Here is a 15,856-nt window from a genome sequence, read left to right on the forward strand (position 1 = left end):
GATCGCAATCGCCCTCCTTTCATTGCTGCCACCTGTTGCACAGAGGAGAATTGCCCTGGAAAGGCATGACGGTACATACTCGATCGGGGATGCGCGTCCTGCCTTCATTTGCCGGCGGTCATTTTTTGCTCGAAATGTGCCGTCATTGACGCCATGTCCAGGGCCTGCCACATTTGCACGTGGTGATTCAGCTCATGAGCATGCATGGCGCCAGTCACCATATCCACCACCACGCGCTCACGAATAACCATTAAAGCCGGAACTTGCCTGACCTGGAAATTGGCGGTCAAATCGGTAGCTACATCAATATCCGCCACGGCAAATAATATCTGCGGATAACGGCCAGCCACTTCAGTGAAAACAACGGCAAATGGCTGGCACGGATGGCACCATTTGGCGGTAAATAACAGCACCAGAAAATCATTGGCGGTCACCCAGTGATTAAATTGTGACTGGTTGCCGATGGTTACCGGGGTACATGACATAGGCTCAGTATTCATGGTCATTCCTTGTGTGCTGCGGCTCCGCCCTGGAGCAAGCGTTTGATGGTACTCAGGGTCCAATGCTGTGGTCCGGCCATGCTATACGAACACCCCAATTCTGTTGCAGGATCTGCCGCGGTTAATACATGCCGGGTATGGTCTGCCGTTTGTACCTGCATAAACCAGCGATCAACCCATACTTCCACAGCCTCGTCCCGGGCAGGCATGGCGGCTTCGTTTAATTGCAATGAAACCAGCTTGCCACCATGTGCCAGGCAAAGTGCATCCTCAGTTTCAACCAGTACCACCAGTTCAGCCTCATCTGCAGCGACAGCCATGCCACTGCACAAGGCTGATACCATGGCGGTAAAACAGAGGAACACGCGCATATCCATTGCCTGTAGCCGCTATATTCAAGCGCAGGTTGTCATGCCCAAACGGCTGAAGATCGGGCGCAGGTTCAGGCAAATCTTATTGCGCAGACTGTTATTACCAGCAGCGGCATTCTTGCGGCCATCTTTCAAGCCTTGCAAGCCCGCTTTGACAAAAGCGTCTACCGCGGTTTTGGCAGATTCGTCATCCTGGCCGGCAGGTGGTTCATTGCCGGTAAAGGCACGGTAGTAGCGTGCCATCCAGGTCACTTTGGCATTGGCGCCTTCTGCCGCCACCTTGATTTTGCCGTTGAGCGAACTGACCGGCAGTGCTTCCAGGTCGATATCGCCAGACAAGCGGTATGACACCGTCATGTCCGCCACAGACACTTCGTCGATTTCCTGCAACAACTGCTTGCCATTTTTCAGGGTAATTTTCTGCTGCTTATCATTCACTTCTTCACACGCCGTCACTTCCGGGTGCCATTGTGCCAGCGCACAGGGACTACTGACGCGTTTCCACACCGCCTCTGCCGCTGCGTCAACCTGAATGGATTCATCCGTTTTTTGCGGCGTTGGGCCGTGCGCCCAGACATTCGCACTCAGCATTAATCCAGCCAGTAATAAACACTTTTTCATTTCTACTCCTTCTCGATAAAATCTGTAGCCGGGACTGTCCCGTCATGGCTACGCACGGACAAACTGCCCGAGCTTGCGCCAGCACTGTTTTATATACCTGAGCCAATGACTACCGGCAAAGGTCAGCCCCAGGTAAACCAGCCAGCACATCAGCACGGGTACAGCCAGCCAGGGCCTTAAATCCGTATCGGCCCAGCGCCAGGCGGTCATACCAAAGCCTGTGGCCCAGTCACTGCTCTGTGCTGCCGTATCCAGCCGCACATAAGACAGGCCGGTGCTGCCGGCCAGCTGTTGCAGGTTATGTTCATCCAGCGCCGACAGATGGGCATTGTCCAGTAAGGTGTTGCCAGGACCGTGCCCGGCATTACGGTCATGTTGCCCCTGCTCCATGGCCAGCACTGATAACGTTTCGGCCATGCCAAAATTGCCATAGCGTTGCACTTCTTCCTGTTCCCAATACCCTGCCACCGCATTCTTTTCATCCAGTTTGGGGATTTTGCTGAGTACGGGCTTGCCCATGCCAATCAGGTAACCCTGCACCTCTCCGGATTTACCGGCATAGGCAGGCATATACCTGGGATTGGCAGGCGGCGCTTGCTGGCCATCGGTAAAAAACATCACGCGCATCTGTTTGCCAAGCTGCGGTGCCTGCTCCAGGGCGTTGTACAATCCATGTGCAATAAATGAATCGGCCGCCCAGGCCATGCGCCAGTCCATGCTGGCGACGGTCTGGTCCAGTGCGGCAAAATGACGGCATACCTCGACTGGCCTCACCACATTGACCACATTGCGCTCGGTGAACATCCCCAACGCCACTTTCGAGCCGCATGGCAATGCTGACAAGGCTTTGCGTATGCTTTGCTTGGCCACCTGCAAGCGGCTCATGCTTTTGCCGCCCACCTCATAGTCAGGCACATTCATGCTCTGCGTGATATCCACCACGAAATACCAGTCATACACGCGATTGGGCAGCATGCTGTGCGGTTTGAACAGCGCCAAGGTAAGCAATAAGCACATCAGCATCAGGCAGCGCCTGCGCCAGGCCAATGTCCGGCCTGCTTCCCCTTTCCAGCCGCGCAGCCATATAGCTAGGCGGCCCACCCAAACACTCACCATACCAGGCTGCATCAGGGCATACCCCTAGGATTACCTGGCATGGCAGGCCAGCCACTGGGCTGCTCTTCTGCTTTAATCTGGTCATCTTCGTATTGCTGTGGTCCTGACATGCCATGGCTAGTCGGCGACAGGCGCAAGGCCAGATGATAGTTATACTTTGCCTCTGACCAGTCCGGCTGAATGCGCAAGGCTTTCTGATAACTTTCTTTCGCCAGCGCAACCAGCGGCCCTGCCTCATCCCAGGCTGGCAGGCCCCGTTGCTCCAGCAGGCGCGTCGCCGTACGCATATAGAGATTGCCGGCGTTGAAATATGCCTGTTTGCGCAAGGGGTCATCTTCACCCACCTTGCTTACCAGCGCGGCATATTGCGCCAGGGCCTGCTCCGGTTTTAACTGATTGTCATAAAACACGGCATTGGCAAACAGGGCTTGCGGTGTCTGGTTTGCCGAAAACAAGCTTTGCCTGATCAGCACCTGTGGTTCCAGGCTACTGCGGTATACCTGGGCCTGGTACATTTCAATCAATTGCCTGATCAGCATCAGCGTAGCAATCAATACGATCAGGCCAGCCCACAATATGCCACGCCGCATCACGCCTGCCAGTTTTCCATTCATGCCTGCCACCGTTTCAATTCCAATCCATACAAAGCAATCAGCAACACCGCCGCCAGCCAGGCCAGGCCATAGGCAAACTGGCTCAAATCCCGCCGTGACACGGGCTCCAGGTAACGCGTTGGTTTGTTTTCCAATTTGGAAATATCCCGCACAGCCGCCATCACCGCCTCAGGGTTCTCCGCCTCATATACGCGATAAGGGACATTCAGGGTCTGGAAATATTCATGCAGGGCATATTCGGGATAGGCATCAATATTTTCACCTTCCGCCAGGTTTTGCTTGAGGCTGACGCCGCTTTCAGAACGTAAATAAATCCAGTACAGCGAAGCCTGCTGGCGCATAAACATGGCTCGCAACATATCCTGGGTTTTACCATCCAGGTGTGCGCCACCGTCGGATACCAGCACCATGGCACGCGCGCCAGTGACCGGCTGATCGGCAAAATAATCCAGCGCCATGCCCAGGCCACGCGCCACGGCCGTAAACCCCATGCCGCCAGCCTCGGTGGCATCTAGCGCCGCTTGCACATAAGCACGGTCATTACCCAGTGGTGCCGCCAGGATAGGAGACGTACTGAACGTGACCATGCCCATCAGGTCATCATGTCCTTGTGCGACCAGTGTTTTGAGCACATTGCGTGCGACTTCCATCTTGGGCATGCGCGCCTGCACATTCCCTTTTTTCACAAACGGCTCATTCATGCTGGCACTGCGGTCCAGCACGATCATGACATGCGCCCCACGCCCGACTTTTTCCACATATTGCGACTTGAGATATGGTCCGGCCAGCGCCAGCGCCAGTGACAGGACCAACAGGCTCAAGGCCATTTTCCATAGCCTGTCCAGCCAGGTCGACAAGGGGTCTTCAGGCAACCCTTGCAACGCCGGATGCGGAAAATTCATTTGCCCGTGCAGTATCCAGGGCAAGATTGCCAGCGGTAACAACAACAGTGGCCACAAATGGGACAACCCCCAATGCTCACCATAGCCGGAGGCCAGCAATACCTGCTGAGTGCCATCGCTCCACATACTCAGGAAACCTCCACCTGGCTCAGGCGCCTGGCCAGTTGTTTTAGCTCTTCTAATGACCAGGCTGCCTGCTGGCCAGCGAAGAAGGCATGCTGCACTTCCTGGTAGAAATGCCTTAATGCCTCGGCATGTGCCGCGATCGCTGTTTGTGTCGCTAACAACCCGGGCAGGTTTTCTATGGTCACGGCATAGCCGGCACACTGGTCCATGGCCCGGCTGATCAGCCGCATGGCCTGCATGCGCGCTGCATTACCATCATCCGGCAAGCGACGAATGGTGCGCCACGCCTGCCTGAACGGCATGCGTTTTTCCTGCGGCAATTGAATCCAGCCAAAGTACCACAGCAGGTAGAGCACGCTAATACCCAGCAAAGACAACCAGCCAGCCAGCTGCCATAACTGGCTGGCCAGCGGCCACTCAGGTAGCGGTGTATCGGGATACAATTTGACATGCTCGGCATCAATGCGCGCTGGCAACAGGCTGGACACAATAACTTTATCTGCCGGCACATCGACGGCCAGCCGTTGCTGGTCACGCCTGAACTCCAGGTGCAGCTTCTTCAGCGGCAGGGTCTTGACCGTATCGCCTGCGGCAAATATCTGCCAGTCGATATCAAGCATAATCAGGCGCTCATGCGCCATATCCTGAGTTTTCCAGTGCGCATTCCTTAATTCAATCGCCTCATTTTGTGCCGGTGGCGGCAGGCTGGAGGGATCCAGTTCAAAGCCTGGCGGCACATGCAGCGTGATGTGCTGCCGTGCAATACTGCCCAGCGTGTAGTCCGTTTCACGCGTGGCACTTTCAGCGCGCACCTGGAAATTGCTGTTTTCAGCGGTCAAACCAGGCCCGGACAATAAGCCCAGGCCAAGTAACAGGCTGGCTACCCTCACACCTTTAAATTGACACCATGTGGCACTCATGTCATTGTCTCCATCAAATGACGGCTGATATCTTCAGCCCGCCAGCCCGGATACAGCCACAAAGGCGACCGTGTGCCGGCTTTGAGAAATTTCGTATTCAATATCTGTGTCTGCTGCCGGGCGTGCGCTGCAATCTGCTGGTGCAGGCTGCGCCTGAGCATCCAGCTGCGCTCTTCACCGGTTTCCATATCCCGCAACCTTGCCCAGCCAAACGCCGGTAATCCTTCCGTTGCCGTCCGGTCCCGCAAGATCACGGGGATCACATCATGTGGCTGCCCAGCCTTCAGGGTTTGCTGCATCAGGGTTTCCGGCCAGTAAAAATCGGAGAGCAGGAAAACCAGCGCCCGCTGCGGCCCAATCGCTTCCATCACTGCCGGCATGGCAGAGGCACGATGGCCCTGTACATCACCAGCCGCTTCCTGCTGCTGCCAGTAGCGGGTCAGTTGCCGCGCCACCGCATGTGCCGTACCAGGCTGGAAGGTAGGTAATACCTGCAACGCTTCTTGTGGGATGTCATTGGCTGCACGCATGCCGAAAGCATCCCCCTGACGGGTGGCAGACCAGGCCAGTGAAGATACAAATTCCGTGACCTGCTGGCGCATATTGGCCGTGCCGTTAAAAAACATGGAGCTGGACACATCGACAATGGCATAGACGCGGATAGCGGCACGCTCAAGATAAGCCCTGACCAGCCACTGCCTCGGCACAGTACGCACACTGGCACGGATATCGATGCGCTTGGGGTCGGGGCAAGCCAGCAATGAAGCAAACCCGGCAAAATCGCTGCCGTTGCCATGATGCGGGGTCAGGGTTGCGCCTGCATGGTAGGACTTTGAACGCCAGTTGGTTTTGTAGAAAAACAGGCTGGGTTCAAATGCCGCATGCACATATGACGTCTGGTCTGTCATGACAGGAGGTACGGAGGGAATAGCCATATTGCGTGACGCTGCCTGTTATTCAAGGCGCGGAGACCTTATCCAGCACCGCTTGCAGTAACAGCGGTGCCAGGTGTTCGTGCTGCAAGGCGTAGGCACCATTGAAGAATACGCGATGCGTCACCACAAACGGCCATACGGCACGGATATCATCCGGTGTCAGATAATCACGGCCCTCCAGCCAGGCACGTGTACGTGCGCTACGCATCAGCATGGCCATGCCGCGAGGGCTGGCTCCGCCCGCCAGTAGGCGGGACATGTCCACGTCCGGCAACTGTATGCCTGCTGCCAGCGGATCCTTGAGTACCCGCCACAAATCCACCGCATAATTCTGCAGCGGCATTTCGGCACGGATGGAGACCTGTATGTTTTCTGCCAGCAGGTTCAACTGGTCATAAGGTGTCAGGCCGGCAGGCAACTGCCCCACCAAGGCTTCCACATCGTAAAAGCGGGTATCGAACATCAGCGCACGTTGCAAGTCACGTTCATCCGGTGCCTTGACCGAAATTTCCATCAGGAAACGGTCACGTGCTGCTGCAGGGATTTCAAAGGTTTCTTCACGTTCCAGGCGGTTCCTGTCGGCAAATACGGTCAGATGTGGGAAGTGGTATTCGCGATTAAAGGCATTCACCGAACGCTCCGCCATCAGGCGTAAAAACAGGGCGTGCGCCTGTGGCCGGGCACGGTTGATTTCGTTAAAAAAGAATACGGATAATGCCTCATCATGCTGCAACAAAGGGCCAGGTTTGACCGCAGCCTGGCCTTGCTCATTGATGTAGGCATGGTAAAGAAAATCGCTGGGCATCAGGTCGATGGCGCCTTCAATCCGCTGGTAGCCCCCACCCAGCAAATGCGCCGCGGCACGCAGTAATGTGGTTTTACCGACGCCAACATCCCCTTCCAGCAGTACATGTCCACGGGAGAAAATCGCAATCGTCAGCGCGCGGATTTGTTCCGGCATACCCACCACGGCTGTGTTCAAAGCTTGTTCAAACGCCAGTGCGCGCTCGCGCCAGGCTGGCAGATCCATTTTATTTTCCATACATAATCCACGATTCAGGATGAAACAGGCCACTGTCGACTGCATACAATCGACACCGGTTTGCCACATACAAAGGGATGCGAAAACTGACACCGGAAACGATGCCAGTTTCCTTGGGGGGAATTTAGGATTACTTCACGTCAAACACGAAGTTGCCGCTGGATTTGGCGTTCGCAATGCGTTTCGCATTACGCTCGTCCATCGCCTTGATGGCTTGCTCTTGCTTGTTGAGTTCTACCGGATCATGTTTAGGGTCATATTTGGAACCCTCGATTTTTGCCGGATAGCCGGGTTTGGCTTCCCAGCAGTTACCTGGCTCTTTACAGTTTTGACCGTCGTAAGCCAGGGCCTGATTTGACACTGCAAACACACCGGCCACGGCCAGTAATGTCAATACGTGTTTCATCACTTTCTCCTTCATCACAAATTAACTGGTGTATTGTTTTCAATTAACGGATTGCCCACCAGTCCAACAATCCGATAATGGGGTTAACTATGCGGCGCAGCACCACCGTTTTTCAGGTTCTCTTCTGCCTGATGGCGGATCCAGGCGACCACATGAATGATTTCATCCACGGTCAGGCGGCCTTGCTGCGGCCCCATCATGCCGGCTGCACCGCCATAAATGGTTTCAAAAATGCCCTTGTCGGTTTCGTTCTTAGGATAAGTCCAGTACTCGTCTGCCAATGCAGGACCCAGCTTGCCCTCCGCCAGGTGGCCATGGCAGCCGGAACAGGCGGTTGAGAAAATGGTGTAACCTTTTTTCACCTCCTCCTCATTGCCACGATAAGGGTTCTCGCCGGTGGCCAGGAAATGCTTTGCTTCCGGTGTAAAGGTCTCGCCTTCCATAGGCGATACATCCAGCACATCCCCGGAAATCGTGCCGCGGAACTCCAAAGGTGGTCCATCTTTGAGCGTCACCTGGGCAGAGGTACTTTTAACTTCACTGCTGGCCCGGGTAGACGATGTATCATCTTTGGCACAGGCAACGGTCAGGAAAGCGGCCATAACCAGCCCGGAAACACCAAACGCCATGGCAAGCTGCTGCTTCATGCGGCGCGATTGTGGTTGTTGAGATTCTTTCACTTCAAACTCCAAAAACTAATTAATAAGATAGCGGCCGGTTAAAGGCTCAACAGCGGAATGCCTTCAGTTTTAAGAATGGCGGTGATTTCAGTCCCATGTGTCTCAATCACTTTGTTCAGGGCATCCACCAGTTCAGGGTGCTGTTTGCTCACGCCCATCACGACGCTGTAATGCATGGGGATTTTTTCGCCATTGGATTTCTTGGCGTTGTCTTCAACCAGCACCATATTCAGTGGCACGTCCGAAGCACGCACATAACGTGCCGCTTCCGGCGCCCACAACATCGCCATATGCAGGTGCATATTTTTCACATCATCAACCAGGCGCGAAGGTGGGACATGTACATAACGGTTACGGGTAGACTGGAAATTCTGGATTTCGGTAAAGTAATCAAACATGTCGTCAAAACGATTGATTTGCAGCAACATGTTTTTTCCGGGACTATCCGGCATCACACCGATACGGAAACTCTTCTCCTTGAGGTAGGGATGATCCCAGGATGTGACATCAATCTCCCTATCCTTGCGGGTGACAAACACATAGCCAGAACGGTAATAAGGCTTGGTGGCTAATACACGTGGATCCTGTGGATCTGTGCCTATCAGCACATCGCATTTGCCCGCCTCCATATCTTTTTGCAAGGTTAAAGGATTGGTCCACCAGAAATAATTGACCGGGACATTCAATGCTTTGCCAATCACAGCCGCAATCTTGTTTTCAAAGCCTTGCTGCTGGTCATTGGAAAAAGGTAATTCGGATTTGCCGGCACACACATTCAGTGCATTGGCCGCGACCGCAGGCAGGGCAAGCAGGCTTAACGCCATGGACAAACATACACCCAACCATGTATTGCGGGATTTCTTTACTTCAGGAAACATCTGATTTTCTCCGGGGTAGAGAACAGGATGGCCTGCCATCATTGCGACTGACGGCCATCCTGCACACTTACATCAACAGGTTCAGTGGTTGTTTGATTACAGGCTGAACACCATCAGGCCACCGCCCATCTGTGTGTGGTTTTGCAGTTCCTTGAACGCACCAACCGCACCCAAACCGGCACTTGGGTCTGTCAAATCAAACACCAGACCAACACCTGGCCAGCCACCAACACCGTACATGCTGCCTACGTATTGTTTGCCTTTGAAGGTGTAAGTCATTGGAGAACCGATACCACCGGATGGCATCTTGAAGTTCCACAACTCTTTACCGTCTTTGTTATCCAACGCTTTCAGATAACCGTCCAGGGTTGCGTACCAGACCAGGCCACCTTTGGTGTACAAAGTACCGCCCCAGGCCGCGAATTTCTCCCACTTGGTCCATTTGGCTTTACCTGTGGTCAGGTCAAACGCACGGATCTGGCCCATTTCTTTCTTAGTTGGGCCGTTAGGGCCAGGGTACATCGCCAGCGTTGCACCGACGAAGAACTGACCTGCACGGTATGGCAGCATGAACGGCTCCCAATCCATACAAATATGGTTCAGGCCAGCGTACAGAGTACGGCTTTCCGGATCGTAAGAGTCAACACCTTGGTTGTGGAAGCCCATCGCTGATGGACAAATGTTGATACCTTTATGGTCCATACGTGTCGCAAATTCTGGATCACGTACTGGTGTACCTGTTTTCAGGTCAACTTTCTTGAACACGTTTACAGCCGGGTCAACTTTTTCAGCCACTACCAGGCTGCCGTTTTCGCGGTTCAGTGTGTACAAGATACCGTTACGGTCAATGTGACTCAGCAATGGCGTCATTTTGCCGTTCACTGGCTGGTCAGTCAGTACCATCTGGTTCACACCAGCAAAGTCCCACTCATCATGTGGCGTTTTTTGGTAGCCCCATTTAGCCATCCCTGTATCCAGGTCACGGCCCCAAATGGTCATTGTCCACTTGTTGTCGCCAGGACGCATGGTTTCGTTCCATGGTGCAGGGTTGCCTGAACCGTAGTAGAACAGGTTCAATTTAGGATCGTATGCATACCAACCCCAGTTTGTACCGCCACCGATTTTCCAGGCATCGCCTTCCCAGGTTTTAGTACCCAGGCCAAACTGGCCGTAGTGCGGATTGTCTTTGTTGAAGTCTTTCGCCAGGCGGATGGACTCATCAGAACCGGTTGCGAATGCACGCCATTTCAGCTCACCTGTTTTCAGGTCCAGTGCGTTCACCGCACCGCGCACACCCAGTTCAGCACCAGAACAACCGATCAACACGGTGTCTTTAGCCACGAATGGCGCCTGTGTCAGTGTCTGACCCACTTTAGGATCACACATTTCCACTTCCCAGTTCACCTTGCCGGTTTTCGCATCCAGCGCCAGCACGTGGCCGTTCGCTTGTTTTTTAACGATTTGACCAGCACCATATGCCAGGCCGCGGTCCACCACGTCACAGCACATCACTGCTTTAGTGGATGCATCCTGCTTGGGTTTGTGCTGCCAGACAATTTTGCCCGGATCGTTCAGGTTCAAGGCATAGGTGTTGTTCGGGAAAGCCGAGTGGATATACATCATGTCGCCGATCACCAATGGCGCACCTTCGTGACCATTCAGTACACCGGTGGAGAATGACCACGCAGCTTTCACGTTTTTAACGTTGGATTTGGTAATCTGGGCCAACGGGCTATTGTGCTGGCTGTAGTAGCCACCGGTTGCGATTGGCCAGGAGCCAGGGGTGTTAACCACTTTGTCCAGGTCTGCGTCCGCCATGGCCAGGCCGGAGAAGCTTGCAAATAGGCCCCCGACCAAAGCACCCAGCATAGCACTTGATGTTTTCATTTTCATACAATCTCCTAATCACTTAAGAATGAGTTTTTTTTGTGCTGTCGCTGACACCCCCCCGAATGCCGCACTTCACGACCGAGATTGTTAATAATTTGTAACATCGCTAACAGATGAAAGATTCCCTATGATGACTTCAAGAATTCATTCGTCATGACCGGCCAATAACGGGAATTTTTCACAAGGCGTTGGGAATTGATGTGGTCTATAGTGGCGCATGTCCCGGCGCCATACCTGCTGTGGCGTATCGGAAATATTCCATAAAGTATCTGGTCACTCAGTCATGCATTCTTATAACCGGTCTATCCACTTGAATACGGCCATTCACAAGCTCGGCAAATTAGGCCGCCCCGGCCGGGACACGCTCATCGTGATCACTGGCGTGGTGCTGACTTTTGTTCTTTCGTCGGAATTCGACCTGGCCGAGCGCATCAATGCATGGCTGCTCACCTATGAGTATGCGCAACTGGACGAAGTCCCATTGACCCTGTTTGTATTTGTATTACTGAGTGTCTGGTTCAGCCAGCGCCGCTGGCGGGAGATTCATGCAGAGATTCAGCGCCGCAAGCAAACCGAGGCACAGTTAAGCAGTAGCCGGCAACTTTACAAAACCTTGTTTGATGGAGACCTGACGGGCAATGTCGTGCTGGATATGGAAGGCAATATAGGCATGCATAACCGTGCGTTTGACCGTATCTGCCGTCCGTTAGACCATGACAGAAATGCCCGTGACCTGTTCTCGTTTGAGTGGCTGGCATTTGTCGCGCAACTGAAACATCACCAGGAAATCAATTTCAGCAAACTGCAAATCCGCCGCCCTGACGGACTGCCATGTTATGTGGGTGCACGTTTTATTTATGTGCACGCCAGCCAGTCGCAACAAGCACAGATTCATGGTTACCTGGTGGATATGACTGAGCAGTGCCTGGTAGAACTGGACCTGGAACGCACCCTGAAAGAAAACAGGATACTGGCGCGCCACGCGATGCAAATGCAAGAGCAGGAGCGCAAATATATTGCCAGCGAGATCCACGATGAAACTGGCCAGTACCTCACTGCCATCCGCATGGATGCGCTGGCCCTGCAAAAAAGCCCGCCGGACCAGGCGCATGTGATCTCCGTCAGGATCGCCTCCAACACCCAGCATGTCCAGCAGTCCATCCGGGCACTGATCAAGCATCTGCGTCCGCCAGCCCTGGATTCGCTGGGGCTGATCGGGGCCGTAGAACGGCTGGTCAACGACTGGAAGAAACACAATCCCCAGGTGGATTGCAAAGTACGGCTGGATACTGGCGATCATGCCCTGAGCGAGGATATCAATATTGTGGCCTTCCGCGTCGTGCAGGAAGCACTGACCAATATTTCACGCCATGCGCAAGCCAGTGAGGTCTGCGTTGATATCCAGGTCATCACCCGCCAGGGCAAACCCATGTTGCAGATAGAAATTCGCGATAACGGCAAAGGCATGGATATGTCGCAAACCTCGGAAGGCATCGGCCTGGTCGGCATGCGCGAACGTATTGAATCCCTGCAAGGCAGCTTCAAACTCATGAGTGGCCAGCAAGCTGGCACACTGGTGACAGGCTTGCTGCCCCTGCACGCCAGTAAACAGGCGGCACCGCTGCCGCTTGCTTCCAACCTGTTTCCAGATCCAGGAGTGAATGACTATGCAACATCCTAAATGGTTAGCCCTTATCGCCCTTGCCTTACCGCTTACGCTACCGGCCAAAGACTTGCAGACCAAAGAACAGCCGTTCCTGCAGGCTTATAGCGGCAAGTCCCGCCAGTTTGTCGAAGAGCAGCTGGGCAAGCCGGTGAAAAAAGAAACGGCGGTCAAACCGCACAATGCAGACCAGATTCTGCAAGCCCAGCAACAAGCGATACCTGGTGCTGGCGAGCAGATTGAAATGTGGTATTACCGCGGCAAAATACAATACGCACCCAACAAGTTTTTCAATACGGCGGAACTCACCTTTGCCAATGACAAATGCGTCAACATCACCTTTGCAAACAAAAAGTAAGGGGGTCGCGCCATGGCTAAAGTAATGATCGCCGATGACCACGCCATGCTCAGGCAAGGCCTGCGCACCCTACTGGAACAAGCCAGCCACCAGGTGATGACGGATGCATTGACGGGGGAAGAAGCCTGCCTGCTGGTAGATAAACATCACCCTGACTTATTGATACTAGACCTGGATATGCCAGGCATAGGGGGTCTCGAAACACTTAAACGCCTGATGCATCGCCAGCCACAGATGCGCGTGCTGATTTTCAGCATGCATGATGACTGTACTTATGCAACACGCGCCATCCAGGCCGGTGCGCGCGGCTATGTCACCAAAACGGAGCCTCCCGAAATCGTACTGGAAGCTATCCACAAAATCCTCAAGGGGGGGCGCTACCTGAATAACGAGCTGGCGCAAAATCTTTCCATCTACCATATGGAAGGCCAGGAAAACCCGATCCAGAAACTGTCGCCGCGCGAATTTGAAGTGTTCCGCCGTATTGCCCAGGGGGAAACCCTGGCGACCATTGCCAAAGGGATGTATATCGGCTACAAAACCGTTGCCAACCTGCAAACCAGTGTGCGCCAGAAACTGGGGGTAGAAACCACAGGCCAGCTGGTACATATCGCCGTCCGCTTCGGCATCATCAAAGGCCTGGAACGCTAACCCGGCCCAGTACACATGATTCTGGTCATCGCCCGCAAAGAACTTCGCAGCCTGTTCGCCACGCCTATGGGCTGGCTTATCCTCGCCATTTTCCAGGCGATTGCCGGCACCTATTACAGCCTGAGCTTTAACCAGTATTTTGAAATCATGCAAAGCGCACAATGGCAGGTACAACGCATAGGCATTACCCAGTTCATGGCCGAAGGCGTATTTGGCGTGGCTACTGTCCTCATGTTATTTGTCGTGCCGCTGGTGACCATGAAACTCATCAGCGAAGAGAGAAAAAACCAGACCATGACCTTCCTGATGAGTGCGCCACTGTCCATGAGCGAACTCATTCTGGGCAAGCTGCTGGGCATTATCAGTTATCTTAGCTTACTGATTTTCAGCATGACGCTGATGATCGTCCTGATGCGCCCCCTGGCAGAAATAGACCTGCCCTACCTGCTCACCCATGCACTGGGACTCTGGTTGCTGATGGTTGCCAGCAGTGCGCTCGGATTATATGTTTCCTGCCTGACAGCCACCCCTATCCTGGCCGCCTTCTGCAGCCTGGTGGCGCTGGCCGCCTGCTTATTGCTGGACAAATTCTTCACCGATAACCAGCAGGCCCTGTTTTACGATTTTTCGCTAATGCAACATTACCGCCAATTCGCCTCGGGGATGCTGAACAGCTTTGATATCCTGTTTTTCGTACTCTTTGCCACATTCTTTGTACTGCTGTCGATTCGACGCTTACATGCCGACCGCCTGTATGACTGACTCTTCCCGCTTCAAACCGCTTCGTTCACGATTATCACTTGCTGCACACTGGTGGCAGCACCGCCTGGCGATTCCCGCGTTATTACTGGTGGCACTGGCGCTGGGGTTTCTGTCCTGGCGATTCAATGTCATGTCTGACCACACCAACAATCACCGCAATACCCTCTCAGCTGCCAGCATCCAGGTGCTGCACGCATTACCCGGGCGCATAGAAATAACCGCTTTTTGCAGCAACAGCCCGTATAAGGGGCGCTATTTCAGAAAATCCATTGAAGCCCTGCTGCAGCGCTACCAACATCAGCACACTGATATACACCTACAATTCATCGACCCGGCAAATGCCCCCACGCTAGCTCGCGAGCAACAGATCAAAAAAGAAGGCGAAATGATTATCCGCTACCGCGGGCAGCAGGTGCACATGTATTTACCTTATACCGAAGAAGCCTTCACCAATCTGCTACTGCAATTGCAGCACGGCGAGCGTGCGCCCTTACTGTTTGCAGGCAGTAACGGAGAACCATCCCTGGATAACACCACGGACACCGGTGCCAGCCAGCTCGCCACCGCTATCCGCAGTGCCGGGCTACATGCATACACCGCAGCCTCCCTTGAACCAGCGCCCGGCACTAATGAAAAACTGCCTACCCTGGTTTTGGGTGGTGCATCAACCCCTTATTCAGACACACAGGTACACGCCATCCAGGCGCACATTAGCAAAGGGGGCAGCCTGATATGGCTGGTAGATTCGGCTGAAAAACAGGGCTTACAATCACTGGCACAAACACTGGGACTGGAAATCAGCCAGGGCATCGCCATTGACCCGGCCAACCGCCAGTATGATATTGCACTACACGCACTGGGCACACAACGCTACTCCGGCCAGGGTCCTACAGAAGACTTTGTGCTACGCACTTTTTTCAATACAGCCCATGCCATCGTGCGTTACCGCCAGCCCAACGATACCTGGCAAACCATGCCACTGGTCGCCGCAGCAGAACAAGGATGGGTCAGCGCAAGCTACCGCAGCAACCAGCCAGATAAACTGCCCGCATTTAACCCTCAAACCGATACGCAAGGGCCGGCCACCGTGGCATTGGCACTGGAGAAAAAATTCGAAACAGGTGAATGGCAAAGAGTCCTGGTCATTAGCAGCACAAGCTTTTTCACCAATGTACAATTGCAAAAAGGCGGCAACCTGGCATTGAGCCTGCGCAGCCTGCAATGGGTAGTCAATAACCAGCCAACGGTCACGCTACCAGTCGCCCCATTGCGCGATAGCGTGATCCTGTTACCCTCACAGCCAGCCTGGCTAATGCTGCTATTCAATGGCTTCCAGTTCGGCCTGCCCGCCCTGCTACTTATCGCTGGCTGGTGGACATGGCGCCGGAAATACCGGCATTAATTGAAAATATCCCACTCAA

General features: G+C 53.9%; 18 protein-coding genes. 5 read left to right on the forward strand and 13 right to left on the reverse strand.

The window, feature by feature from the left end:
• Window positions 1–104: 104 nt before the first annotated feature.
• The 13 genes from BLP53_RS01215 to BLP53_RS01275 all read right to left on the reverse strand — a co-directional run bounded on the left by BLP53_RS01215 (window position 105) and on the right by BLP53_RS01275 (window position 11,004).
• Window positions 105–500, reverse strand: a complete 396-nt coding sequence (locus BLP53_RS01215) for a thioredoxin family protein (protein WP_245652561.1) — start codon at window positions 498–500, stop codon at window positions 105–107.
• A gap of 2 nt (window positions 501–502) precedes the next feature.
• Entirely contained in the window at window positions 503–871 is a 369-nt protein-coding gene (locus BLP53_RS01220; RefSeq protein ID WP_176755177.1) for a hypothetical protein, read from the reverse strand.
• Window positions 872–895: 24 nt separating this feature from the next.
• Complete coding sequence (locus BLP53_RS01225; RefSeq protein WP_091468624.1) at window positions 896–1,492, reverse strand: SRPBCC family protein; 597 nt, start codon at window positions 1,490–1,492, stop codon at window positions 896–898.
• 48 nt (window positions 1,493–1,540) lie between these two features.
• Window positions 1,541–2,620, reverse strand: coding sequence for a vWA domain-containing protein (locus BLP53_RS01230; RefSeq protein ID WP_091468627.1), 1,080 nt, complete (start codon window positions 2,618–2,620; stop codon window positions 1,541–1,543).
• Window positions 2,620–3,222 (reverse strand): hypothetical protein, encoded by a 603-nt coding sequence (locus BLP53_RS01235; protein ID WP_091468632.1) that lies wholly within the window; start codon window positions 3,220–3,222, stop codon window positions 2,620–2,622. The genes BLP53_RS01230 and BLP53_RS01235 overlap by 1 nt, the downstream gene beginning before the upstream one ends.
• Complete coding sequence (locus BLP53_RS01240) at window positions 3,219–4,250, reverse strand: vWA domain-containing protein (RefSeq protein ID WP_091468636.1); 1,032 nt, start codon at window positions 4,248–4,250, stop codon at window positions 3,219–3,221. The genes BLP53_RS01235 and BLP53_RS01240 overlap by 4 nt, the downstream gene beginning before the upstream one ends.
• Window positions 4,251–4,252: 2 nt before the next feature.
• On the reverse strand, window positions 4,253–5,170 hold the full coding sequence (locus tag BLP53_RS01245; RefSeq protein ID WP_245652562.1) for a hypothetical protein: 918 nt from the start codon (window positions 5,168–5,170) through the stop codon (window positions 4,253–4,255).
• Window positions 5,167–6,105: a DUF58 domain-containing protein gene (locus BLP53_RS01250; RefSeq protein ID WP_245652563.1), complete on the reverse strand. Its 939-nt coding sequence runs from the start codon at window positions 6,103–6,105 to the stop codon at window positions 5,167–5,169. The genes BLP53_RS01245 and BLP53_RS01250 overlap by 4 nt, the downstream gene beginning before the upstream one ends.
• A 22-nt stretch (window positions 6,106–6,127) precedes the next feature.
• The gene (locus BLP53_RS01255) at window positions 6,128–7,147 is read right to left on the reverse strand and encodes an AAA family ATPase (protein WP_091470318.1); all 1,020 of its coding nucleotides are present in this window, start codon (window positions 7,145–7,147) and stop codon (window positions 6,128–6,130) included.
• Window positions 7,148–7,277: 130 nt separating this feature from the next.
• Window positions 7,278–7,553, reverse strand: coding sequence for a methanol dehydrogenase [cytochrome c] subunit (locus BLP53_RS01260; protein WP_091468644.1), 276 nt, complete (start codon window positions 7,551–7,553; stop codon window positions 7,278–7,280).
• An 83-nt stretch (window positions 7,554–7,636) separates the two neighbouring features.
• Window positions 7,637–8,233 (reverse strand): cytochrome c(L), periplasmic, encoded by a 597-nt coding sequence (gene moxG, locus BLP53_RS01265; RefSeq protein ID WP_245652564.1) that lies wholly within the window; start codon window positions 8,231–8,233, stop codon window positions 7,637–7,639.
• 38 nt (window positions 8,234–8,271) lie between these two features.
• Complete coding sequence (gene moxJ / locus BLP53_RS01270; RefSeq protein WP_091468652.1) at window positions 8,272–9,111, reverse strand: methanol oxidation system protein MoxJ; 840 nt, start codon at window positions 9,109–9,111, stop codon at window positions 8,272–8,274.
• A 96-nt stretch (window positions 9,112–9,207) separates the two neighbouring features.
• Window positions 9,208–11,004 (reverse strand): methanol/ethanol family PQQ-dependent dehydrogenase, encoded by a 1,797-nt coding sequence (locus tag BLP53_RS01275; protein ID WP_091468656.1) that lies wholly within the window; start codon window positions 11,002–11,004, stop codon window positions 9,208–9,210.
• A gap of 280 nt (window positions 11,005–11,284) precedes the next feature.
• Between BLP53_RS01275 and BLP53_RS01280 the strand changes: the two genes are divergently transcribed.
• Genes BLP53_RS01280 through BLP53_RS01300 form a run of 5 tightly spaced genes read left to right on the forward strand, consistent with a single transcriptional unit; the run spans window position 11,285 to window position 15,837 of the window.
• A complete protein-coding gene (locus BLP53_RS01280; RefSeq protein ID WP_245652565.1) occupies window positions 11,285–12,682 on the forward strand; it encodes a histidine kinase in 1,398 nt (465 codons plus the stop codon).
• Complete coding sequence (locus BLP53_RS01285; protein ID WP_091468659.1) at window positions 12,669–13,022, forward strand: hypothetical protein; 354 nt, start codon at window positions 12,669–12,671, stop codon at window positions 13,020–13,022. Before BLP53_RS01280 ends, BLP53_RS01285 begins: the two co-directional genes overlap by 14 nt.
• A gap of 12 nt (window positions 13,023–13,034) precedes the next feature.
• A complete protein-coding gene (locus tag BLP53_RS01290; protein ID WP_091468662.1) occupies window positions 13,035–13,673 on the forward strand; it encodes a response regulator transcription factor in 639 nt (212 codons plus the stop codon).
• A gap of 15 nt (window positions 13,674–13,688) precedes the next feature.
• Window positions 13,689–14,435, forward strand: a complete 747-nt coding sequence (locus tag BLP53_RS01295) for an ABC transporter permease (RefSeq protein ID WP_091468665.1) — start codon at window positions 13,689–13,691, stop codon at window positions 14,433–14,435.
• On the forward strand, window positions 14,428–15,837 hold the full coding sequence (locus tag BLP53_RS01300; protein ID WP_176755179.1) for a Gldg family protein: 1,410 nt from the start codon (window positions 14,428–14,430) through the stop codon (window positions 15,835–15,837). Before BLP53_RS01295 ends, BLP53_RS01300 begins: the two co-directional genes overlap by 8 nt.
• The last annotated feature ends 19 nt before the right edge of the window (window positions 15,838–15,856 follow it).

This window comes from Methylophilus rhizosphaerae, assembly GCF_900100975.1.
GTDB classification, from domain to species: domain Bacteria; phylum Pseudomonadota; class Gammaproteobacteria; order Burkholderiales; family Methylophilaceae; genus Methylophilus; species Methylophilus rhizosphaerae.